17 protein-coding genes are annotated in these 25,092 nt (G+C 36.0%); 9 read left to right on the top strand and 8 right to left on the bottom strand.

Annotation, left to right across the window (positions count from 1 at the left end):
• Positions 1 to 90 precede the first annotated feature (90 nt).
• A complete protein-coding gene (gene mobC, locus LNQ49_RS04900; protein ID WP_229987598.1) occupies positions 91 to 2,100 on the top strand; it encodes a conjugal transfer protein MobC in 2,010 nt (669 codons plus the stop codon).
• A 65-nt stretch (positions 2,101 to 2,165) separates the two neighbouring features.
• On the opposite strand, the gene LNQ49_RS04895 is transcribed toward mobC, so the two are convergent.
• From LNQ49_RS04895 to LNQ49_RS04875, 5 genes are all read right to left on the bottom strand, one after another.
• A complete protein-coding gene (locus LNQ49_RS04895) occupies positions 2,166 to 4,229 on the bottom strand; it encodes a type IA DNA topoisomerase (protein ID WP_229987597.1) in 2,064 nt (687 codons plus the stop codon).
• A 6-nt stretch (positions 4,230 to 4,235) separates the two neighbouring features.
• A complete protein-coding gene (locus LNQ49_RS04890; protein ID WP_229987596.1) occupies positions 4,236 to 5,660 on the bottom strand; it encodes a DUF3945 domain-containing protein in 1,425 nt (474 codons plus the stop codon).
• Between the two features lie 84 nt (positions 5,661 to 5,744).
• Complete coding sequence (locus LNQ49_RS04885; RefSeq protein WP_229987595.1) at positions 5,745 to 6,050, bottom strand: helix-turn-helix domain-containing protein; 306 nt, start codon at positions 6,048 to 6,050, stop codon at positions 5,745 to 5,747.
• Positions 6,051 to 6,277: 227 nt separating this feature from the next.
• Positions 6,278 to 7,129, bottom strand: a complete 852-nt coding sequence (locus tag LNQ49_RS04880; RefSeq protein WP_229987594.1) for an RteC domain-containing protein — start codon at positions 7,127 to 7,129, stop codon at positions 6,278 to 6,280.
• A 90-nt stretch (positions 7,130 to 7,219) separates the two neighbouring features.
• The gene (locus LNQ49_RS04875) at positions 7,220 to 9,655 is read right to left on the bottom strand and encodes a bifunctional aminotransferase class I/II-fold pyridoxal phosphate-dependent enzyme/GNAT family N-acetyltransferase (RefSeq protein WP_229987593.1); all 2,436 of its coding nucleotides are present in this window, start codon (positions 9,653 to 9,655) and stop codon (positions 7,220 to 7,222) included.
• 245 nt (positions 9,656 to 9,900) lie between these two features.
• Between LNQ49_RS04875 and LNQ49_RS04870 the strand changes: the two genes are divergently transcribed.
• The 4 genes from LNQ49_RS04870 to LNQ49_RS04855 all read left to right on the top strand — a co-directional run bounded on the left by LNQ49_RS04870 (position 9,901) and on the right by LNQ49_RS04855 (position 13,198).
• Positions 9,901 to 10,284 carry a DUF7793 family protein gene (locus tag LNQ49_RS04870; protein WP_229987592.1) on the top strand — a complete coding sequence of 128 codons (384 nt, stop codon included), beginning with the start codon at positions 9,901 to 9,903 and terminating at the stop codon, positions 10,282 to 10,284.
• Positions 10,285 to 10,326: 42 nt separating this feature from the next.
• A complete protein-coding gene (locus LNQ49_RS04865) occupies positions 10,327 to 11,262 on the top strand; it encodes a helix-turn-helix domain-containing protein (RefSeq protein ID WP_229987591.1) in 936 nt (311 codons plus the stop codon).
• 90 nt (positions 11,263 to 11,352) lie between these two features.
• Complete coding sequence (locus tag LNQ49_RS04860; protein ID WP_229987590.1) at positions 11,353 to 12,840, top strand: MauE/DoxX family redox-associated membrane protein; 1,488 nt, start codon at positions 11,353 to 11,355, stop codon at positions 12,838 to 12,840.
• A gap of 91 nt (positions 12,841 to 12,931) precedes the next feature.
• Complete coding sequence (locus LNQ49_RS04855) at positions 12,932 to 13,198, top strand: DUF6520 family protein (RefSeq protein ID WP_229987589.1); 267 nt, start codon at positions 12,932 to 12,934, stop codon at positions 13,196 to 13,198.
• A 57-nt stretch (positions 13,199 to 13,255) separates the two neighbouring features.
• On the opposite strand, the gene LNQ49_RS04850 is transcribed toward LNQ49_RS04855, so the two are convergent.
• Genes LNQ49_RS04850 through LNQ49_RS04840 form a run of 3 tightly spaced genes read right to left on the bottom strand, consistent with a single transcriptional unit; the run spans position 13,256 to position 20,333 of the window.
• On the bottom strand, positions 13,256 to 15,883 hold the full coding sequence (locus tag LNQ49_RS04850; RefSeq protein WP_229987588.1) for an alpha/beta hydrolase family protein: 2,628 nt from the start codon (positions 15,881 to 15,883) through the stop codon (positions 13,256 to 13,258).
• A gap of 1 nt (position 15,884) precedes the next feature.
• Entirely contained in the window at positions 15,885 to 17,279 is a 1,395-nt protein-coding gene (locus tag LNQ49_RS04845; RefSeq protein WP_229987587.1) for a RagB/SusD family nutrient uptake outer membrane protein, read from the bottom strand.
• Between the two features lie 18 nt (positions 17,280 to 17,297).
• The gene (locus tag LNQ49_RS04840) at positions 17,298 to 20,333 is read right to left on the bottom strand and encodes a SusC/RagA family TonB-linked outer membrane protein (protein WP_229987586.1); all 3,036 of its coding nucleotides are present in this window, start codon (positions 20,331 to 20,333) and stop codon (positions 17,298 to 17,300) included.
• A 642-nt stretch (positions 20,334 to 20,975) separates the two neighbouring features.
• Here LNQ49_RS04840 and LNQ49_RS04835 point away from each other — a divergent pair.
• The 4 genes from LNQ49_RS04835 to LNQ49_RS04820 all read left to right on the top strand — a co-directional run bounded on the left by LNQ49_RS04835 (position 20,976) and on the right by LNQ49_RS04820 (position 25,092).
• Positions 20,976 to 21,203: a helix-turn-helix domain-containing protein gene (locus LNQ49_RS04835; protein ID WP_229987585.1), complete on the top strand. Its 228-nt coding sequence runs from the start codon at positions 20,976 to 20,978 to the stop codon at positions 21,201 to 21,203.
• Positions 21,204 to 21,337: 134 nt separating this feature from the next.
• Entirely contained in the window at positions 21,338 to 22,255 is a 918-nt protein-coding gene (locus tag LNQ49_RS04830; protein ID WP_229987584.1) for a DNA-methyltransferase, read from the top strand.
• A complete protein-coding gene (locus LNQ49_RS04825) occupies positions 22,245 to 23,180 on the top strand; it encodes a phosphoribosyltransferase-like protein (RefSeq protein WP_229987583.1) in 936 nt (311 codons plus the stop codon). The genes LNQ49_RS04830 and LNQ49_RS04825 overlap by 11 nt, the downstream gene beginning before the upstream one ends.
• Positions 23,164 to 25,092: an ORC-CDC6 family AAA ATPase gene (locus LNQ49_RS04820; protein WP_229987582.1), complete on the top strand. Its 1,929-nt coding sequence runs from the start codon at positions 23,164 to 23,166 to the stop codon at positions 25,090 to 25,092. The genes LNQ49_RS04825 and LNQ49_RS04820 overlap by 17 nt, the downstream gene beginning before the upstream one ends.

The raw sequence follows: 25,092 nt of genomic DNA, 5'->3' as shown, positions 1-25,092 counted from the left end.
TAATGCCTCTGGCAGACATTGGCAGCATTTTTCTCTTTTTTTATTATTACACTTTTTAAATTCACTTTTTAATAACTAATTCTTTATAAAATGCAGGGAGAAGACGATTTAAGAGGGCTTGCCAAGATAATGGCGTTTATGAGAGCAGTAAGTATACTGATAGTACTGATGCATTTATACTGGTACTGTTACGGCTTTTTTCTTGAAAGAGGTTGGGCATTGGAAACCATTAATAATATTTTAGGCAGTTTCGACCGTAAGACAGTTTTGTTTACTCATACACTTTATACGAAAATTTTTGCCGTATTATTATTGGCTTTAAGCTGTCTGGGAACAAAGGGAGTAAAGAATGAGAAAATTACATGGCTGAAGATCTTTAGTGCTTTTAGCATTGGCTTTGTCTTTTTCTTTTTTAATACCTCGTTATTAAGGCTGCCAAAGGAAATAGCACCTTTCTTTTATATCCTGACCATGGGATTGGGCTACGTAGCTTTAATGCTGGCCGGAGTCTGGAGCAGTCGTCTTTTAAAAACGAATTTAATGGATGATGTTTTCAATAACGAGAACGAGAGTTTTCAGCAGGAGACCCGACTCATGCAAAATGAATTTTCGGTCAATCTTCCTATCAGATTTTATTATAAAAACAAATGGAATGACGGCTGGATTAATATCGTAAATCCATTTAGGGCAACAATTGTCCTGGGTACGCCGGGATCTGGTAAATCATATGCAATAATTAACAATTATATCAAGCAGCAGATTGAAAAAGGCTTTTCAATGTATATTTATGACTTCAAGTTTGACGATCTTTCCACAATTGCCTATAATCATTTATTAAAGCATCATAACAAGTACAAAGTCAAACCGAAATTCTATGTAATTAACTTCGATGATCCAAGAAAAAGCCATCGCTGCAATCCCCTTAATCCTGATTTCATGACCGATATTTCGGATGCCTACGAGGCGGCATATACCATAATGCTGAACCTGAACAGGAGCTGGATACAGAAACAGGGTGATTTTTTTGTGGAAAGCCCGATTATACTTTTGGCCGCCATTATATGGTTTCTTAAAATCTATGAAAATGGAAAGCATTGTACGTTTCCTCATGCCATTGAGTTACTTAACAAAAGATATGCGGACGTGTTTACCATCCTTACGTCCTATTCGGAGCTGGAGAACTATTTATCGCCATTTATGGACGCCTGGCAGGGAGGTGCACAGGACCAGCTGCAGGGACAGATTGCATCGGCTAAAATACCATTGTCCCGTATGATTTCACCAAGTCTTTATTGGGTTATGACCGGAGATGATTTTTCATTGGACATCAACAACCCTAAAGAACCAAAGATCCTATGTGTGGGTAATAATCCCGACCGTCAGAACATTTACTCAGCTGCGCTGGGTCTCTACAATTCTCGTATTGTAAAGCTCATTAATAAGAAAGGACAGTTAAAAAGTTCGGTAATTATAGACGAACTGCCTACCATTTATTTTCGCGGACTGGATAATCTAATTGCTACTGCCCGTAGCAATAAAGTAGCAGTGTGTCTAGGATTTCAGGATTTTTCACAATTGAACCGCGACTACGGGGACAAGGAAAGCAAGGTTATCCAAAATACGGTGGGAAACATTTTCAGCGGTCAGGTGGTAGGTGAAACAGCGAAGAGCCTTTCGGAACGTTTCGGTAAAGTATTACAGAAAAGACAAAGCATGAGCATCAATCGAAATGATACGTCGACCTCAATATCTACCCAGTTAGACAGCCTTATACCGGCTTCCAAAATTTCTACATTAACCCAAGGGTTTTTTGTTGGAGCTGTGTCGGACAATTTTGACCAGCGAATCGAGCAGAAAATTTTCCATGCCGAAATTGTTGTAGATAATGCCAAGATTACCGCTGAAACCAAGGTCTATCAAAAGATACCGCAGATCTTATCCTTTATTGATGAAAGTGGGACAGACAAGATGAAAAAAGAAATTGATGCCAATTATAAACAGATAAAACGAGATATAATTATGGTTATAGAAATGGAACTGGAACGTATTAAAAACGACCCCCAATTACAGCATTTAGTTCAAAAGGATCAAAAAAAATGACCATCAATAATTTGACGGTCATTCCTCGTATATACTTTTATAATTGAAAATCATTATAAATCTTTTTATTTACTAAAATCAAAAAAACTTCCGGCTTGTTTGTTTAATGCGATATAAGCATTGAATTTTTTTCCGGCTTTGCTTTTCATGTCCTTTATTAAAGATGTTTTGCCTTTTGTGACAAGATTGTCAATTTCATATAAACTTAAATGGACCCCACAAATATTCCTGAACTGTATCCAGTTGCATACTTCATCTTTGCATTTGACAATTTTATCACTAATAATAAGTGGCTGGATTTTGCACTTTGGACATACAAGTTGAGGGATGTTGCTCTCAGCAATAGAAGTTTGCAGTAATTCAGAAGTGATGAATGCTGTGTAAATTTCGATATCATTTTGAAAAGCCGTTGCATCATCCTGGTTATTTTCAATTTTCTCTAAGGCAGCTTCCCACTCTACAGTCATACCTACATTGGCAATTTTCTTGCCTTTTACCAGTTCATACACTTTTAGTCCTTTCGAAGTAGGTACCAGTGATTTTCCTTCCCTTTGTATGTAATTACGAGAAAAGAGTGTCTCTATAATGCCAGATCTTGTTGCGGCCGTACCGATGCCTATATTTTGTAAGGCACTGTATTGTTCCTTGTTGTCGACTTCCTTACCAGCAGTTTCCATTGCAGTTAAAAGTCCCGCCTCAGTATAGAGAACTGGAGGGTGCGTTTGCTTTTCGACAACATTCGCACTTCTAATTTTAAGTTCATCACCGATTTTCAATCCGGGAATTTCCTGCTGCGGGTCATTATCATAAAAACTGCGCTTGATTGCACGCCATCCTGATTCTATTATTTTGCTTCCTCTCAAGCTGAAATCATAATGTAAAACCTGTAATGCAATATGGGTCACTTCCCTGATGCATGGCTGCGAAATTGCTTCCAGAAGTCTAAAAGCAATCATATTATAAACTGCGTTTTCCTTTGCTGGCAGGGCAGAAGGTATTTTCTCGGTAGTCAGCAGGCCATGATGATCGGTTACACGCAGGTCATTCACTATGCGTTTGTTGAATTGGCCCCATTTAACTTTGGACACTGCCTGCCTGAATACATCGCAGTCCTGCAAAACCCTGATCAGTCTAGGGATTTCTGCCCACGTATCTTCAGGAAGGAATTTGCTTCCGGTGCGTGGGTAGGTAATAAATTTCTTTTCATAGAGGCTTTGTGCAATACTTAGTGTTTCCTCTGCAGAAAGATTCAGTTTTGAGTTGGCTTCTTTTTGAAGTCCAGTCAGATCAAAAAGTAATGGTGGCTGTTCAGCCATGTTTTTGGTTTCTGCAGCTGTGACAAAGGCGGTATTGCCACTCCGTGCGATTAATTTTAACACGTTGTCTGCCGCTTTTTTATCTTCCCATTTGTTTTGTGACAGGCTTTTAAAATCAGTGAATTCTTTGGAATGTAATACTTCTAACTGCCAGTATTGTTTTATTAAGAAGTTTTTATTTTCAAAATAACGCCTGCAGACTAAACCCAGGACGGGAGTCTGTACCCTTCCAAGTGAATAAGTTCCATCACCTGCGGCAATACTTAATGCCTGCGAAGCATTAATACCTAATAGCCAATCGGCCTGGCTTCTAATTTGTGCACATTTATAAAGCCTGTCAAAATCACTGCCCGGTTTAAGATTTTCAAATCCCCGCTTAATAGCTTTTTCAGTAAGTGAGCTAATCCATAATCGCTCAAATGGCTTACTGCATTTGAGGAACTCGTAGATGTTTCGGAATATTAATTCACCCTCACGTCCGGCATCAGTTGCGGCAATAATCTTTTCACTCATGCCAATAACATCTTCTATTATTCTTAACTGCTTTTCCGCTCCTGGATCAACAGCATAGCCATTGTCATTTTTTATTTTACGGATCGTCAACAAAAAAGGGTTTGGCATTATGGGGAGTGCGGATTTCTTAAATCCTGAAATTCCGTAATCTGCCGGCATACCCAGCCCGACTAAATGTCCGAATGCCCATGTAACAAAATAGCCGTTACCGCTCAGGTAGCCATCTTTTTTTTCGGTGGCTCCTAGCAGTACGGCTATTTCCTTTGCTACACTGGGCTTTTCTGCAATAATTGTTATCATACTGGATTACATTTTTCGCCCTTTTAATTTAGCAGGTGAGTCGGATTCTTCGTGTTGTTCCTGTTGTTTTTTGTCATTGGGATTTGTCTGTCCTGATTTTAAAGGCTCCTTTATATTCTTGGTAGCTTCGTTCGTTTTTCCTTCGGAATTGACGGCGGTTTGTGTTTTATGAGCTTCCGATGGTTTTATCTGTTCTTTGATTTTATCTGGATTTTGGAATGAAAATTCTGTTTTATTGGTTTCCTTGTTGTACGTGATATATCCATTGTATTCCTTGCCTTTTTTATCCATAAGACCGCTGATATAAACCGTTTGACCCTCTTTGAGCTTTTGATATTGTTCATTATCGAGTTCTTTGTCCCTAAAGTTTTTTGGTGCTCCCTGAGTTTGGTTCTGCTGGTTGTTAGGGGTATTTCTGTCAAAGAGAAATTCTACAAAGCGTTTATCGGCATTGAACTGAACCGATGCATCAAACGTTTTTCCTTTATTGGAGACCATACCTTCTACTGGAAGGGGTTTCCCTTCCATTAATGTTTGCTTTTGTTCTTCGCTAAGCTTTACTCCTTTAATTTCATCAGGGATTTTAATGAAATCCGTACGAAGTGCCACAACCTCATTAGTCAGTCTGTCTATGCTAATAATGGAGGGCATGGTTTCATTGTTTTTCGGATTGGTGAGATTTACTATTCGTCCCATATTCCCTGTTTGCAGAAGATTGTCTTTATCTTCCTTGCTGAACTCGTGACCGAAAAAAGGATAATTCAAATTGGGTGATTTTCGGATGCCGTGAATGGCTAAAACAACCTGTCCTTCGTCGTTTTGTTTTAGGGATAGGCGTGCATCCATTCTGGTTATGGCAGTACCGAGGTTAAGGCTTACGGGCACAAGTTCATTTGTTTTGTATCCTTTTAGTAAAGGATCAAGCAAATTTAGTTTTTCAAGTTTCTCTTTGCTTAAACCGAGGTTGTTTAATGTTTCCCAATCAATCTGTTCCGGTTTGTATTTGTATTCGCTTGTTTCCGGGTTTGTTTGTGTTGTTTCCATATTGTTTTTATTTTCTTGTTTATATTCATTTTTTAATTCATGCTGTTTCATTAATTGTTCACCTTCAGGTGTGGGATGATCTAAGTGTTTCTGCATATCTTTTGAAGTATCAACAGCCAGCAGTGCTGGAATTTTGAAAAACGAAAAATTAGTTGGGTTCTTCAGCTGGCTGAAAAAATTGGAAAAGAAATTCGAAAACAAATCACCCTGCTTATCTACCCGCATAAACTGATTCTCATTTTTCCGGGTAGGGTCAACGGTTTCCAGATTGCCATTTTGATCAATGCCTTTTACGGCCAGGATTTTCTTTTTCTCTTTATCGAATACCAGCAATATATCCGATAATTCTTCCTGCGTGTTAAGCATCTCTTTAATTTGTTCGTTCATAATTTTAAATTTTAAATTCATTTGCGAAATTAAAGTGTGAAAAAGTGTTGACTAAAAGCTGGAATCTTTTGGCATTATTTTTCACTACCTGTCGTATGTTTTCGGCATTCGGACATTAAAACTCTCTCGGATGAACTGGTGTACATCAGATAATTTATAATAGATTTTTCCACTGATAGTATAATAGGGGAGCCTGCCCGAAGATCGATACCGCTGAAGTGACCTGGAACTTATTTTCAGCATTTGCAATATATCCTGATTGTCCAATAGCTCTTCGCCGTCAACACTTCCACGCTTTTTTTCTAGTTCAATAATATGTGCGCTCATAAGATCGAATCGTTCTATGATCCGTTCCATCCAGGAAATGAATTCCATTCTGTCTATATTCATGGCCGTGTGTTTTGCATTAGTGATGCAAAATTGCTACGGGTAAAATTTTTACAGTGCCAATGTCAGCCAATGTAAAATGTGGTTTTATGAAAATTTTAACGGTTACAATAATTATACAACTATACTGATTTGTTGGGACAGATGAACATGCAGAAGCGATTATATATTATTGGCCACTCAATGCCAATTGCATCACATTGGTGGAGAATTGCAAGTTTCAAAATCCGCTACAGCTCTTTTTCCATGTGCTGTTTAAGCGATGATTTCAGCTGATCCAGAAATATACTTTTGCTGTCAGTCCTGTCTTTCATCCTGTGGAAGGCATGATGGACATCACCAAGCTGTATCCTGAACAGCAACTGAAAGACCATACTGATTTTACGAATTCCCGCTTTTCCGTGAGAAATGCTGCCTGATGCATGAAGTGCATAGATTAATTCGATCAGTGCATTCTTTGAATCTGTCCAGAAAAAATCTCTGTTAGCTGTGTTTCCATCTGAAAAAATATTAGTTTGCTGCGTGTCAGGTTCAATTTTGGAGATCAGATAGCTGTAAAGAAGTTCGTTGGCAATTATTCGCGCTACCTTATAATCGTAATAGGTAGAAAATTGAGTGTCAATTTCAAACACAAAACTATTAACTCCTTCATGAAGGTCTATTTTTCCCAGACAAAAAAAATGGTGGTCCCATTCGGTTCTTCCTGAGCGATAGTAGCGATAGAAGTCAGTGGTATAGAAGTGGTCTTTATATTCTTGTTTTAGCAAATTAAGTTCATTGGAAAAGTATTTGTGATGCATTTTGCCGCTTACAACCGGACAGGATGCTTCAATGCGGAAAACTTTATTGTAGAATATCAGTTTTCCCAGTATTTGGGGTTTAATACTTTTAAAAAAATTAATCTCTTCACTTTCATCAGAGAATCCATTTTCTAAAACATTTTTTTTTACCGTACTAAGCAAGTTTCGAAGTACGGTAATCATATGGTAGGATTTTTCTATTATATGTTCAGGATCTAAGCTGAATTGCTGTTCTGCTTTTCGAATAACCTGAAGTGCGTTCTCACATGTAGATCTTATCATGGCAACAGAATTTAGATTTATTTGAACAAGAAAAAGCTGGGGCATTGCTGCCCGGAAATTTATGACGTCACTTTTCGTTGGAATTATAATTTAGCTGGATAAGCGCGGGATGTTGGTTTCATTCTGCAGTGTCTGCATAAGTTCCATAGCGTAGTTATCCCTGGCCTGCACGTAAGCCACTTTAGGTTTTACAGAAGCTCCAAGTTTTTTCTTCTCAAAGGTTGCCGATATGCCAAAATCGATTCGCGGAATTTGAAGCTCTCGTGCTCTTTTGATCGTTTGGTATAAAAGCTGTCTGTACAAGTTGAAGCCTTCTCCCGCAATGTAGTCCATGCCGATAAGTTCAGGCACATATACATTTTCGGAATTTTTATAGCAGAACATTATCCCAACCAAATTCTTTTCAGGGGCATCTTTGAGGGTCAGAATTATGAACTCCCAGTTTGGACAGCTGTTCATGTTTTCAAATACTTGCCTGTTATAGGTAAAGGTATTTATGGCCAGGTTGCGGTCCTTTACGTTGCAGTATAGCTCGTATGCTTTGTCTAGGTCTTCCTTATTTAGGCAATCTTTTATTTCTACATCGTAGAATTTTTCATACTTTAATATTTCCCTATTGAAATGCTGGCGGGAACGGGTTGAAAGCAGGGAACCATACTTGTCAATTGCTGGCCAGTTTTCATTTTCAATAACACATGATTCGGGCATATCAATTCTGAAGTACCCTTGGTTTCTTATCATTTCATCCCAGTGGAATCCGGGCTCAAAATCACGCAGAATGAGCATATCGGCCCCTAGCGAATTGTATGATTCTTCCAGCTTACTCAGTAGCAATCGCAGTGATTGCCCTGCCAGCGTATGACTCTCGTTAATATAGCAGTGCTGCCCCTCGGTAAATAACGACCCTATACTTAGTATTTTAGAAGTCATGTGCATAGCATCGGTTTTCCGAATTTCTTCAAGGTGTCTAGATACTGATTCAGTGGACAGCATATCATCTTTCCAGATTCCGAATGTACAGAATGTCATTAAAATCACTTGCCTGTTCTGGTCACGGATTATATAATAGAAGAAATCACATTTATTGGTCTGATCCTGGCTGTCCGAGAACGTTTGCTCGAGATACAGCATTCCCTCCCAATCAAAAATATTATGAGTACCCAAATAATTGTTCCACTCTTGTTTGTTGATGTTCTTAATTGTGGTTTGCTTTTCAATATGGAGCAGTTCTGAGTGCTGTATTTTAGATGTGAGTTTTGTACTGATATCCATTCTAAATGCTTGCCGTATTTTTTCATTACTGCTTCCTGTTTCTTCCACTGCTTTTTGGAAGTGATGATCCATCGCACGGGCAAGTTCGGTTATATCCTTAATTTGATTATGTGCAGATATCGTGATACGGATTCCGGTATTTTTTATAGGTACTGCCGGATAAATGCCTAGGTTGAGATAAAATCCTTCTGAGAAAAGGCGCTTTGTAAAATTATAAGCAGTGGCGGGTGTCCCCATACCAATAAAAAAAACAGGGGAGTCGTTTTCAGAAACAAGCGGCAAACTGCTTTTTGAAAGCAGCGTGCTGAAATGTGTTGTTTTTTTGGCAAGTTGAGCCTGATGCTCATAGATTTCTGCAGAAAGATGTATGTCACAGGATGCAATTGCAGCGGCAACTGATGCAGGTTCAAGCTGAGCTGAAAAAGTAAGGGGACCACCAAAAGTTTTAATCTTTTCCCGCAATTTACGATCACTGCAGAAAAATGTGGCTCCGCTGGCACCAAAAGTCTTGCTCAGCGTGCTGACAACGACAACGTTTTCTTCCAGTGTTCCAATAGAGTCGAAGATAAAACCAGTACCATTTTGTCCTTTCCAGCTCATTCCGTGTACATCATCAAAATAGAGGTGAAGCTGCGTATGTTTTCGAGCAAGGTTCAAAAGATCCTGTACTGGTGCATAATCTCCGTACATGGAATAAACACCGTCCGCCATGTACCAGATTTTGCCCGATTTACCGCTGAACATTCGAATTTTGTCTTCAAGCATTTCCAGATTGTTATGCCGTACCATCTCGACAGGTATTCCCCTAAGCTTTAGAACCTGACAGGCATTTTGAACACTCCAATGCGCCTGATGGTCTAAAATTACGGCATCTTCATCTCTTATAAGGGTGGGAATGATGGCCATATGTCCAAGGGTACTGTTCTTAGTGATAATTGTTGGTATATCGTACATCTGCTCAATCTTGCTTTCTAATTCAGCATATAGGGGATGCGAAAGATAAGTTTTAGAAAGAGGGAACTGCGTCCCGTAATTTCTTATAGCATTTATTGCAGCCTCTTTTAACCTTTCATCCTGTTCGAGTCCTAAATATCCCGTAGTGCCAAAATGGAGCATGTCGTTTCCGTTAATTTTTATGGTCCGGCCATTTAAATATTCACCTTCCGTGTATAGGTGTAGCATTCCTTGATCCTTTGCACTAGTAAAAACAGTGTCTACTGTATCGATAAAATTATTGTGTTTGATTTTTGCCATCTCTTATTAAATTTTTAGGTTTAGATCTGTGTTTTTGTAATTGTCTGAAAATTAGACACCTAAAATTCATTATAAAAATCGAAAGCGCTTTTACTTGCAGATATTTTATTCCCAATTTGGCAAGGGTAATTCCCGATTTGACAACAAATTACAGTGTTTTGCAAGAAATAATCCATATTTGACAATGACAATGTTTCTAAATCTTTATAATTTTGTTAAATTTCAAGTTTAAAAACAAACAGGTCATGATTGCCTCACATGAATCTTTTGAGAATCAAAATGCAAGGTTTTGGATTGAAAAGGGAATCCTCTTTTTCGAGTATAAACCTAATACTGCAATAGATTTGCAAGTCGCTATGCGCGTGGTTGCAGACAGGATTGCATTTCAAAATGAAAGGCATCTTCCTGTATTTTGCGATACCAGGGGAATTGCCTCAATTGACAAAGCAGCCCGAGACTATCTCGCAAAATCTGGATCACTGCTTGCAAAAGCAGTGGCTCTAATTGGGAGTGAAAATGTTTCCATGACTATGAGTACTTTTTATCTGGAAATCAGCAAGCCGTCCGTGCCTACGCGAATTTTTACCGTCGAGCAGGAGGCGTTGGACTATCTAACGGACTTCGTTTAGAGCTGTAAACAGGTAGATAGAAATATATAAAATTCAGCACAAATGAAAAGCCCTCACAACCGCCATCGGATGGTATCGATGCACAAGATGTTATTTGAAATGGCAAGGGGCAATTTCAATAACCAAATCCCTTTGAGCAGTTATGACGACGAAATTGAAACCCTGGTCGTCCTTGTCAACATGGTAGCGGAAGAACTTAAGGAGTCAGCTTTTCATTCAGGTTTTGTCAATCCATATATTACTCACAGGATGGTGACACCTGCAACTTTTATCTTAGATGAAAATCATTCTATAAAGGATGTGAATCAAGGGGCTTTGAAAATTTTGGGCTATGATTCGATAGAGATGCTCAGCAGGCCAATACAGGAATTTTTGCTAGACGACTTCACAGAAATGTCTGATTTAGAGAAAAAAGCGCTAGAGGATCTTCTTCTATCAGGTGAAATCATTACGCTAAATTTCATAACATATAAAAAGCTGATCGTAAGTGCCGAATGCTCGGTGTCAAGATTGTCTGAAGGTAAGTTTACAGTACTTAGCTTCATAGCTCCCTTTCTCCAGCTTGATGACGCTGTTCCGGAATCATACGAAACAAAAGAGCAAAAGCAGCATAATTTTAGAAAAGCCGATGCGCGCCTGATGCAGCGAGTTTACGATTATGTACTAGCGAATTTGGCGGAGCCTTTGCCTTCAATAAAAGAAATTGCCAGGCTTTTTGGGACAAATGATTTTAAACTCAAAGACGGATTCCGGTATTTTTTCCATACAAGCGTCTACAAGTTTTATACCGAACAGCGGCTTAAACGGGCTTACCTAATGATTGAGCAAACTGATATTCCTTTGAAAAACATTTCGTTTATGAGCGGTTTTAATAGTTATCCTAACTTTTCCAAATCATTTAAAAAACAATTTGGGCTCTCCCCAAAAGAAATAGGCCGAAACAAAACAGGTGATCTTTTTTTAAGCGAAAAAGATTAATCCTTTCTGAGTAATACTCGCTCCCGATAATATAAGTGTTATTGATATGTAATTCAGAATTTTACATTGTTGAATTCAAATCGACTTGTTATGAGACTGAATATGAAACCGGGATTTAAAAAATATGCAGTAGAAGTTATCTGTATCCTTTATATACTTCTTTTTGTATATGCGGCTGTCAGCAAGCTGTTGGATTTTGAAAACTTTCAAGTTCAATTAGGGCAATCTCCTTTAATTAGTTCATTTGCAGTTTATCTGGCATTTCTTGTACCTACGGCAGAAACACTTATAGCTGTTCTTTTAGCAGTGCCTAAATTCAGAAAAGCAGGTTTATATGCGGGGTTTGGACTAATGTTTATGTTCTCAATTTATATTTATTTAATCTTAAATTACAGTTCCTATATCCCTTGTTCCTGTGGAGGAATTTTGGAAAAAATGAACTGGGACCAGCATTTTTATTTCAATATTTTTTTCTCCGTTCTTGCCTTCATCGCATTACATTGCTTGGAAACAGACGCATTAGGTTTCTATAAAAGAATTACAGTCTCTATTGTTTCTTGTATTATTCTAATGGTTGGACTTTATATACGATCAGATGAGTTAGCACATAAACAGAATAATTTTACCCGAATATTTCCTCCATTTCCTGCTACTCGTGAAGCGGCTCATAATCTAAAAGCCAAGAATTATTATTTTGCAGGCCAGAACGGAGATCAAGTATATCTGGGAAACTCTACGGCGCCAGCAATAATAACCGAAGTTCGTACAGATTTTGGTAAAATACGGACTTATCATTTTCAAATTTCAGATACTCTTTTTAGATTTCTGAATATAAAGCTAAAAGTGATGCCGCCTTACTTTTTTGTATATGATGGTAAAGTTCCGTGCATTTTTAGAGGAAGACTTGATAAGTTAAAAGCTGAATTGCAGACAGCAAAGATACCCGGATTTACAAAAGCTTCCATTATAGATTCTTCCACATTTATAATTCGGAATCTGAACAATAAAAGGGAAAATTTACTTTCGCTATTGGATATATCGAGTTCTAAGTTACAGCCTTCATATGAGTTGCTCCAAAAGCAGTCTGATGGTCTCTTTGATACAGATGGTATTTTGCAGTACAGTAAGGAGACAGGGAAATTTGTATATCTATATTATTATAGAAATGAATATATAGTGACTGATGACAAACTTAAACTATTGCACAGAGGTAACACAATTGACACCACTAGTAAAGCTTCACTGAAAATTGAATATATAAAATCTAAAAACCAACGTACATTTTCAAACCCTCCATTATTGGTCAACCGCCTTAGCACGCTTCATCGTAATTTACTATTTGTTAATTCTATGCTACCAGGGCGATTTGAGGGAAAAAAAATGTGGCAAAATGCCAATGTAATTGATGTTTATGATATACTCAATAAATCTTATGTAATGAGTTTTTATATCTACAAGGTGGATGGAGAAAAAATAGATGATATGATAGCCACAGATTCACATATCTATATTATTACAGGAAGTAAAATGGTTTCATACAAGTTCAGTGACCTGCTTAAAAATAAAATCAAATTTTAAAATGTTATATGTCGGGCCGGCAACAGGGGTGAGATCGAAAACCTGTAGAATAGAGTAGATCAATTTTATTTCATATTAAATTTTAGAAATCATGAAAGTTTTATCAATTAAATTACTTCTGCCAGTGGCTGCTTTTGTACTGGCTTCTGCAGGAGCAGTGAGCACCAGCAACTCAGTGAGTGCTATCAAGACTACAGATGTTCAGGGGTGGAAAAGAATCGCACCTTCTAACTGTGAGCCTGTACGTGAGTGTAATAATATAAGCGAAGCTTTTTGTGTTGATGCATCCAATAATCAAATGTATGGAAAACCAACACCTGCTTCCGATTGTACTGAATTGCTTACGCATCAGCCTTAATATCATTGATTAAGGCTGAGAATCAAGCAGACAATAATTAGTTATTGTCTGCTTTTTTTATTGTAATCCTTTTTTAATCCAATCTGGTGGAGGCTCGTTTTTTAAATAAAAAGCCAGCCAATCATTAAGACGATTATATAAATCAATCTGGCTTTTTTTTAGCATTAAAGAGTGTGATTCTGTTGGATACATAAGTAAAATGCCTTTTTTCTCCAATCTTCTTAACGCAAGATATAATGCAACACTTTGATCAGGATTAACCTGCCTGTCTTCAGCTCCAGACCAAATTAACATTGGAGTATTTATACTTTCCACATAAGTTGACGGAGAATTTCGTTCATAATTTTCTCTTCCTTCAAATAAGGAAGTACCCATTCTCCACTGCTGTGATTCAAATCTCCATAATTCAGGTTTTCCTGCACTTTCACTTATTGATAAATACATCCTTTCCAAATCAAAAATTGACACTCCTGAAATAGCTGTCTTAAAGAGATTAGTTTGAGTAACGATAAAATTAGTCTCATAACCACCGAAGGATTGTCCCATCAATGCTATCCTTTCTTTGTCTATTATTCCTGATTCTATTACTTTTTTAGTCGCAGCCAGTACACAATCGACAGCGGAGAAACCAGTGTCACCGATTTTATATTTAATGTCAGGCATTAAAACAAAATAGCCTGCTGCTGTGAGGGACGAGAGATTAAATCCTGTCAAATTATATCGAGAAGGATTGGTATAATATAGATTCCTATAGCTGAGTTCTTCATATACGAATACAAGCATTGGATATTTACTTGTAGCGTCATAATTAAAAGGATAATACAAAGTTCCATTCAACTCCTCATTTGCTGAATTTGTGTACTTTATGAATTCCTGTCTGCCCCAATTATAATTAAAATGATGCATATTACTTTGGAAGACCAGTTTTTTTTCCTGTGTGTTAGAGTTTAGATAAACGAGACTAGGAGGAGAGTCATAGGACTGAGTTATGTATATAAATTTATCAGCATTAATGGATTTTGATATTTTGGAATGTAAAGATTTACCATAGCTAATTTCTTTGAGCTCTCCTCTGGGAGAAAGTAGAAAAAAACCAGTTTGATTTTCACCTGTAGCGGATAGTGTAATTGGTTTGTCTAAGTCTACTTCCTGGGCAATATTCCCTGAATTAGGAAAAAAAACTTTCTTGTCATCAGGTACTGTTCTGAATTTTATTTTTTTTTCGCTACCTCTGGTTATTTTTGAAGTTTTTTTTCCGTCTATAGATGCTTTCCAAATATCAAAACGGTCATACAGCAGTATATATTTCTCATCGGAGCTCCAGCCACCTATGCCATATGATTTTTTTTCCTGAGCATATTCTATGTTTTCAAAATTTCGGTTGTCTGTATTGGCAAGTTTTATTTTAACTTTTGTCTTAAAATCATAGACCCACCATTCATTATTCATTAAGTAAGCAATGTATGTGCCTTTGGGCGACATACTGGTGTTGTGCAGGCCCATTAGATGATCTTCGAGAAGCAGATGCTGACTACCTTTTCGAAGATCTGCAACATAGTAGTCTACTTTTCGATTTTCACCATATTGTGGTTTGCCCTTGTTAAAGCCAAAGACCAAGGCAAAATCTTTTGAACTGTTCAGAGTACAGTAAGGTCTGTCCTTGTCTGTTATTTTTAGAAATCTTGCGTTTTGAGGCTGCCATGAAACTGTAATAAGCGTATTGTCTAATTCTCCTGAATGCATTTTCTCTGAGTAGACAACTGCATCATTCGTGTTCCAAATTTGGACCGGATCGAGAATTTCAGATTTGAGCGTTTTATAAATATTGAATATCAAACGGCTGTTGTCTGGGGAGATGGTTAAAGTATTAGGTATTGCGCTTACTTGAAATCCCTCAGGGAAGTCCTCTGTACTCTGAGGAATAAATTCTGAAAGTTTATTTTGCTTAACCAAATAATGAAATAACTTGTTTTGGTTTTGTTTACTGTTTTGAGCCAAAAATGCAAAAGAGCCGCTGCTTTCGCTCCAAGTCAAATTGGAATAAATTTCCTGGCTTCCTTCCAAAATTTTAAATTTTGAAATCACTGCGCCAAGTTTAATTAACAAAACACTTTTAATCTCTTGGTTATCAATAAAGCCAACCAAAGCATTACCAAAATTATTCATTTTGTATTCCTTAACCCCTACAATCATCTCTAGAATTTTGCCTTCAAAATTTCTTACCGACAACAAGTCTTCCTTTTTGTTTTGTTCTAATGTTATTAGATATCGATTATCTGCTGAGATAGAATATTTCTGGATACTATCTAGTTGTATAAGTGTTCCTTTTTCTAAATCAAGTAAATGCAGTGATCTTGCTTTGTCTAAAAAAATGAAAAGCTTTTCATTAATAAACATACCTTCATTTGCATTAGGGAATTGAAAGCTGATTTTATTTTCGACGCTTTTCACGAAAAGTGTGTCTGGGACGTCGTCATACTTCATGCAGTAAGAAGCCCAATCTCCTTTTTTTGAAAGTGATTGATTCATCAAAGTGCCCCACTTACTGTAATCAGAAACTGTTATATTCTTTTTTAATTTTACCTGACCGCTTAAGGTATAAGCGAATAGTAATAAAATAAGATTTAAAACTCTAAAATTGTAAATGCAGCAGAAAATCTTTTTTGTATTGAAAAATAGACTCATATTAATATCCAGGATTTTGAGGAGTTAAAAATGGATTTGAGTTCATTTCGGACAAGGGAAGTGGCCAAAGTGAATCTGTTGTGTTCCATCCGGTTTTTGTACCTAAAACATTCTCTAACTTATTCCATCTTTTTAGGTCAAAAAAACGATGCCCGAATTCGCTGAATAGTTCAACTCTTCTTTCATGTTCTATAGCTTTCATTATATCATTATGAGAAACTGCGGTAGTTCCTGATAATCCGGCACGATTGCGGATTACATTTAAATCTTCAACTGCGCCGTTCAGTTCTCCTTGCATGGCTCTGGCTTCAGCCCGAATTAAGTATTGTTCTTCAAGTCTCAGTACTACAGAATTTTCCAGAGTGACAGATGTATTGTTGTTTTGTTTGTATTTAAAAGGATGGTACCATTTGTTGTTTCCATTTGTAACGGTTTTTATCCATGAAGTTTTTCTTAAATCATTTGTTTCAAACTGAGTAATTAAACTTTCAGTAAGTGAAACCCTGGAAGGCGGACCCGCCTGAAAAATAAAGGTAGCACCCTGATAGGTATTGGCACCATTTGGGCCGGCTGATAACTGCCATATTGTGGCCGGGCTGTCTTTTAAAAATACAGTATTGAGATTAGTTCCAATACTATACAACGATTTTTCATTTAAAACAGCCGACGCCATTGTTTGAGCGTCTTCGTAATTATTGTTATACAAATATACTCTTGCCAGCACTGACTGAACTGCTGAACGATTTGGACGGATTCTGTCCGATTGGCTGTATGTTTTTCCAAGCAAACTCGCTGCATCTTTCAAGTCGTTAATTACTTTTTGATTTACTTCGGTGCTGTTTATTCTCACTGCATTTTTATTTTTATTATAGTCTGTTGTAGTAATGTAAGGCACATCACCATATAGATTAACAAGATGGAAGTGTAGAAAGCCGCGGAGAAATAAAGCTTCTCCCTTTAATTGTTTTTTTACATCTTGTGATAGTGCAGTTGAATTTTCAACTCCTTCTAATACTGCATTTACTGCATATATCTGGCTGTATGTCCTGTTCCATATATTTGAAATGTATGTCATTGATGAGGATAATGTATTGGAATAAAAAGGTGCTGTTGTATAAATTCCATCTTCAAATGAAATGAGCTCGTCTGCATAAGTTCCCAAAAGACAGGAAATGCCATTAATTTTTCCAGTAATTAAACCCTGTTCTCGCATCTGCGCATAAATATCAGTCATAGCAGCATTTGCCGTGGCAACATCCCTATAGACGGACTCAGTGATCAATTGTGAATTAGGCTGTTCTATTTCGACAAAATTGTCACAACTATAACTAATGATTAATAATCCACAAATTATTAGCTTTATATAGTAAACTTTCTTAAAAAAATATTTTTTCATAAGTAACTGCTTTTGATATTAAAATGTAAACTGCACTCCAAGAGAATAAATCCGCAGAGGCGGTAAAGTACCCCCTAGTGTAAATTCAGGATCTGCTCCCTTATAAGAAGTTATTGTAAAAAGATTTTGTGCCTGAAATGATAGACGGCAGCCCATATTAGGTGTTAACTCTTTAGGGAAATTGTAGGATAGCGAGACGTTTTTAAGCCTTATAAATGATGCATCACTTACAGCCCCCGTACTTAAACTGAAGAATTCACTACGCTGTGAGGCTGATTGATTTGTGTTTGTTGCATATCTCTGATAGGGCGCTAGATCCCCGGGCTGGCTCCAGCTGTCAACGTATTCAGTTGGTTTATTGGCGAAATGTCCTGCCGAGCGCTGGGTATTAGCAAAATTAAAGTTCTCTTGTTTCACAAATTGAAAAAGAAAGTCCAGCTGCAGTCCTTTAAAAGTAAGTTGATTGTTCAATCCTCCGTAAAATTCAGGATTGAAATCTCTAACTGTTTCGCGATCATATTCATAGGAAATGATTCCATCACCGTTTACATCTTCAAATTGATAAAGACCTGTTTGGGGATCAACGGATTTGAAGTTAAATAATTTTCGAATTGTAGTTGGCTGGCCCACGACAAATTGACTTCTATAATTTGAGTTTTCTAAACCGGGAAATGAGAGAAGTTTATTACCTGCTTTAGTTATATTGAAGTCAGTCGTCCATGTGAAATTTTTGGTCTTAAAGGGATTTATACGTAAGGTTACTTCGAGTCCGTAATTTTCCACTTCTGCATTAAGGTTCTGCTGAATTGATGCAAATCCGGTAGTTCCTGGAAGAGGTAAGCCAACCAGTTGGTTAGAAGACCGGTTTTTATAGTAGGAGGTTGTTAGAAAAATTCTGTCGCGTAGAAAACCCAGTTCCAAGGAACCTTCCCACTTCTTATTTGTTTCCCAGCTAAAATCAGGGTTGTATAAACGGGCAGGAAGCAGGCCAATGACGCCTCCGTAATTTAAGTTGGAACTTGCGTAGGTGTCTAGAAATTGATAGTCTCCAATCTGGTCACTTCCAGTTGTTCCATAGCTTGTGCGCAATTTTCCAAAACTTAAAAAATTAAGTTTATTTTTTGCAAATTCTTCATTTGTAAATATCCAGGCAAGCCCTGCTGCTCCAAAAGTTGAAAACTGTTTACCAGGACCAAATCGGCTTGAACCGTCCCTTCTGGCAGTCAGATTAATTATATATTTGCTGTCATAGGTGTAGTTTAAACGCCCAAAAAAGGCTTGATATTTATAGATGATTTCATCGTTATTCAGAATAACGGTCTGAGATGCTGATGAACTGTTATAAAGCAGACTGTTACTTGAAAATCCGCTGGAGAGAAATGCTAATTTCTCGCTTTTTTGATTTTGATATGTTGCACCTGCAAGAATGTCTAATGAAGAGCGTCCAAAAGTTTTATTCCAGTTTAGCTGCGGTTCAACAATCCAGGAGTTTCTATTAAACTGATTTTGATAAATTGATGATTGCTGACTGGTAAGATTAAATGATGGATTATACATTGTGGAAGGAAGTGAGCGACTGTCAATATTTTTTAAGTCTGTAAATCCAAAATTGGACTTAATTAAAAGGTTGTCAATTATTCTGTAAGAAATGACAGAATTCGCGATCAAATCCGTTGTGTTTGCTAAACTTTTGCTTTCTAGATTTGCTAGGGGATTCTCCCAAGTATTGTTTTCCCAGTTCAAGTTTCCATATTGGTCGTATAAATTTGGAGCGTTCGGTGCAAGCTGACGTGATAAGGTTACAAAATCTATCCACGGAAGATCATTGTCTTGTATCATATAACTTGCTGAAAAATTAAAAATGAAGCGATTGTCTACTGACTTATGATTAAAACTAAATCGGCCGCCGCCTTTTTTATATAAAAAATCGCTGGGATAAACACTGCTTTCGGTTCTGTAATTCCCGCTAAAGAGGTATCGTGATTGTTCAGTGCCACCGCTTGCGGTAGCTTGGATGAAAAATGTTTCAGCCGTCCGGCCAATAAGCTCTTTTTGCCAATCGGTGTAGCGGTTCTGATCCCATGTTCCGTTCACATCATAGGCATTAGCAGGGTATGTTGTAATTCCGTCATTAGCAAATGCTTCCCTGCGCATATTAAGATATTGGTCAGTGTTCATCATTTTCATCATTTTTGTTACTTTACCAAATGAATGGTTAGTGTCAATGTTGAAAGTGGTTTTTCCTGTTTTTCCTTTTTTTGTGGTTATCAAAACTACTCCGTTCGCACCTCTTGAACCGTAGATTGCAGTTGCATCAGCATCTTTAAGCACTTCAATGCTCTCAATATCATTCGGGTTAATGCTGGCCAAAGGATTGCCGTCACCGGGAATTGAAGTGGAAGTCTGTCGGTCGCTGATAGGATCACTGGAGTATGGAACGCCATCGATGAGGTAAAATGGTGAATTTGCACTGGTCCTAAGACTATTAAGTCCCCGGATATTAATTTGAAAACCGCCGCCTGCAATACCGCTTTCCTGAACTACATTTACACCGGCCATCCGACCCTGCATGGTTCCCACAATATTTGTAATAGGCTGTGTTCCTATTTCCTTGGATGTAATTCTGGCAATGCTTCCGGTTCGTTCCTTGTCTTTTACAGAGTAATAACCCGCATTCACAATTACTTCCTGCAATGTTTTTGTATCAGTTAAAAGTATGATGTTTACAACTGAACGTCCCTGAATGGGAATTAGAGAAGTTTTAAAACCTATATATGATACTACCAGAGTGTCAAATGGAGAGGAAGAGAGTGTAAATTGACCGCTGTAATCTGAAATTACGGCATTGTTTTTTTTATTTTTAACGGCAATTGTTACGCCAGGCAGAGGATTGGTACCGTCTGTTATAGTCCCCTGAACCTTATGCTGTTGAGGAAAAGAAATGTTATGCCGATCCGAAGATTTGGCGAAAAGAGATGAGAAAGACAGACATAGCCAGATAAAAAAAAGGCAATAAATAGCTTTCCCATCCTTATAAAATGAAAAATTATTCATAATATTGGATTGGTTAGTTAAACGATGATTTGATTAGCTATGGTCCTCTATACTAGTTTAGTCGCTTTGGTAGAGGGCCATTTTTTTATTATTGAAGTTGATTTTAAGTTTCAATAAAATTTAAAGTGCGGTTATTTCATTGGCATTTAAGTTTAAAGGTTACTGATTGAGAAGCCACACCGCTTTTCCTTATTGCAGCTAGGTTTGGGCAGTGTGTTTCTCAACTAACTAATTCCATATTTGTTGCTGATTTACGAAACTTAAAAATATTAGCATTGCTGAGAATGGGAGCCGAGTAGTGCCTGAAGTAAATAAAAAAAGGCATGGAACTCAGCTTATCGTTTTCAAGGCACTGGCGGCACCCTACCACAAATAAGTGAGCCCACGCCATAAGACGTGAGCATCATACTTATCCTCTCGTGGTTATTAAAACGCCAGTTTTTGAAAACGAGATTCAAAGCGAATGCTTCAAATATTTTTTACATGAAGAATCGCAAAATTATTTAATTATATGCTTAAAGCAAATAATAATGAATGTTAATTCAATTAATAAACAAATATAACAAAAAACTTTCATTTGTTATAAGTTCTTATAACAATTTTTTAGTGAATTATCACGCCTTTTGTCTAAAGCAACATAATATGGAAAAGCAAAGGGAAGAAAAACTTAAAAAATTTGGTGACAATTTTAAGAAGTTACGGACAGATTTACACCTCAGTCAAGATGATGTAGTATTAAACAGTGATAAACTTGTGAAAGCGACTGTAAGCGATATTGAAAACGGAAAACGAAATTTTGCGTATAGTACACTACTTGATTTAGCTAAAGGATTAGGGAAGGAACCAAAAGACCTGCTAGATTTTGAATAAAAATTAACCAACTTTTTAAACGGAACTGATAAGAGAGTTATTTAAAAAAATGTTATTCTTTATGTGTAAGAATTTTTCATCGATGAATTAACATTAGGTTATATTGCTATATATTTGCCGAATAACGTTACATTATGGAAGAAGCATATAGGACTACTAAGGGAATATTTTACAAAGCAAATGTTGAAGATGCTCTGCAGTCTAAAGATTTTGAATCATATAAAGGTAAATTTAATCTCATTTTTTTTTCTCCTCCTTTCCCACTAAATAGAAAAAAAAAATATGGAAATTTACAAGGTGAAGAATACATAGAGTGGATATCGAAAATAAGTTCATTACTAAGCGAGTATTTAACGGATGATGGTTCTATAGTACTTGAAATTGGAAATTCATGGGAAGAAGGAAGGCCAATAATGTCAACATTACCCTTAAGATCTCTCTTAGCATTTTTAGATAAAGGAAATTACAAGCTGTGCCAACAATTTATTTGGTATAACAAAGCTAAGCTACCTAGTCCAATACAATGGGTAAATAAAAAGAGGATACGTGTTAAGGATTCATTTACAACAATTTGGTGGTTAAGTAAAGGTGATTATCCAAAGGCTAACAATAAAAATGTTCTTGTAGAATATAGCAACCGAATGAAAAAGTTACTAAATGAACAGAAATATAATTCTGGCAGGAGACCTTCAGAACATGTTATTAATGAGAAATCATTTTTGACGAATAATGGCGGAGCAATACCTTCAAATGTGCTAATTTCATCAAATACAGATTCAAATTCCAAATATTTAAGGTATTGTAAAGATAAAGGAATTGGACCTCATCCTGCGAGAATGCCATTAGACTTACCTGAATTTTTTATACGTTTTTTAACAGATGAAAATGACTTAGTTTTTGATCCTTTTGGAGGTAGTAATACAACGGGAGAATGTGCTGAAAGTTTAAATCGAGAGTGGATTTCAGTTGAAATTAATGATGAATATATTGAAGGCTCTAAAGGTCGTTTTGATACAATTATAACTTCAAAATCTACTAGTAGTGTCAAATAATACAAGAAGTCCAAAGTTACCCCTGCCCTCAGAAGCAGATTTAATTAATCAGATACGTTTAACAAGTGAAATCGTTTGGGAAAAAAAACTGGACAAATCACATATAACTGAGTGGTTAACAAATTTTAAGGGAGAGGTATTTAAAAAAAGTTATGAAGATCAGCTTGCATTGTGGCTATTAGCGAATTTTGTTTTCTATAATGAGAATGAAGTAAAGCATTTGTGTAAAATGTTATATAGCGATTTTATACATAAATTGATTGTTGAACAAGATGTTGCAAATAGTATAGATCTAAATTACAAAAAAATTCTGGGCAGAAGTAGATTTTATAGTCTTGGACAACCAGGAGAAAGTAGTAGCTATATATTATATTTATTTCGCCAACAGAACGAAATACCTTTAAAAAAATTTATTTCCAGGTTAGACAACTTAGATCAAACAGTTGATACAATCATATTTGTAGATGACGTGACATTGTCTACTGGTGAAAAAAGTCAAGCGGCAAAATATATCAGACAGCTAAAACAAAATAATCCAAGCTTAAAAAATAAGCGAATACTTTTATTAACTTTTATTGCAACAGACGATGCAATTGATTATCTTCAAAGTGAAAATATTGAGGTTGTAACATGTATAATTCTTGATAAAAGACACAAGTGTTTTGAAGAAGATTCTATGGTTTTTTCATACTTTAACGAACACTTAGAAAATGCAAAAAAATTTGCTACTCATTATGGTAATATAGTTAAACCTGCTAATCCTCTTGGGCATAATGATGGTCAGTTTTTATTTGGTTTTTATTATAATACGCCAGATAATACTTTACCTATTTTTTGGGCAGAGGAGAACAATTGGATTCCTATTAGAAAAAGATATCACAAAAATTATCAAAATAAATTGCTAAATATTGGAAAATACATATAAAAATCCCTTTTCTGAATATAATGCTAATGTCATGGATAATAATATGATATTAGAATATTGGAGTAATCCATTTAGTTTTGTTGAATTTGGTTTAACTGAAAAAGAAGTATTTTCAGATCCAAATCCAATCGTCTTTATGGGTGGACGCGGTACTGGAAAAACTATGTTTTTAAGATATTGTTCCTACGATGTGCAAAAAAAACTATTAAGCAGAGATCACACTGACCCAACTAACAAATTATTAAATGGAGCAGGTTTCTATATTAGAATTGACGGACCCATCTTAAGATCATTTGAAGGTTTCGGTGTTAGTGATGAAAAATGGTTAGTAATTTTTACTCATTATTTTGAACTGTACATTGCCAAAGTGTATCTCGCTTATTTTCATTCACTCGAAATGGATAAAAAGATTGATATTAAATTTACCAAAAAGTTTTTTGAAGATTGCTCTGCGCTTTTAACAGGAAGTAATACTAGTTTTGTGGATTTGTCTGCAATGATTTCATTTGTAGACTCTAAAATTACTGAAATTAATTTGTTTAGGTCGCAAATTCCATTAAAAAATGTAGAGTTTGAATCAGAATTTATATATAATTCTCAATATCTTATTTTTGGTATAGCAGATGCTTTCAAAAAAAATATTCTCGAAGTACCGGAAGATTTTAAATTTGTACTAATGATTGATGAATACGAAAATTTTCTGGAATTGCAACAAAGATTGATAAATACACTCTTAAAATTTGTAAAGCCAGGTATTACATTTCGATTAGGGATGAGACTTGAAGGTTTTAGAACCTATGATACAATCAGTACTGATGATTTTATAAAAGAAGGTAGAGATTACAGGAATATAATATTTGAAGAATATTTGATTAAATCGTCAGGTTACTCAAAATATCTTAGGGATATTGCTAACAAAAGATTATCAAAAATTGAATGTTTTGTACAAAACAATCTTATTGATATTGCAGATTTTTTAGGTGAAAAAGAGGATTTAGTTTTGGAGGCAATTGAAATTGTTGGAATTAAACATGAGAAAATATTTTCGCACTATTCAATCGATAATAAAGATGATAAAAGACTGCTAACATGTATTGAGAATCCATTACTACAGGTACTAAATTGCTTATGGTTTAAGCGAGGTAAAACAAGTAAGGAAATTAATAGCGCAATGAAAGCATATTTGATTGGTGCTGCTGACCCAAATCTTTCAAAATATAAAATGGACTATGTCGATAAATATAAACTTTCACTAATGTTTATTATTGCAACAATTTATAAAAAAGATAAAAGTTATTATTCTTTTAATACTTTTAGTTATTTATCATCTGGCATAGTTGGTCATTTTATTGAACTTTGTCGTCGTTGTTTTCAGTATGCTGAATTTGAAAATAAGAAAACTTTAATTGAAAGTGGAAATATTCCGAAGCATTTACAAAGTAATGCCTCTCGAGATTTAGCTGAAACTGAATTACAACAAATACGCAGAATTGAAAAGTTTGGTAATAAATTATACTTTTTTGCATTGAATCTCGGTGATACTTTTAAAAGATACCATAGAGACATTCTTATTCGTTATCCTGAAACAAATCAGTTTTCAGTAGATAAAACATTACTTACTACATCAACAAAAGATGCCTTCGAAGCTGCTCAAAGATGGTCAATAATTCAAAGAAAGCAAAAAACTCAACAACAATCCATAGGAAAAAAGAAAAATGATATATTTATTTTGAATAGAGTATTTGCGCCAATTTTTCAGTTTTCATACAGGACTAGAGGAGGTTTTTCAGAGGAATACAATTCTTCAGAAATAACTGCATTAATGGAGAAGGAAGGAATCGAATTTAGGCTTGAAAAAACTAGAGTTAAACCAATTACAAAAAATAATTCTCAAACAGAACTTGGATTTTAA

The sequence above is a fragment of the Flavobacterium pisciphilum genome (genome assembly GCF_020905345.1).
Lineage (GTDB): Bacteria > Bacteroidota > Bacteroidia > Flavobacteriales > Flavobacteriaceae > Flavobacterium > Flavobacterium pisciphilum.
The sequence above is the reverse complement of the archived record's forward strand: the minus strand, read 5'-3'. Positions and strand labels throughout refer to the sequence as shown.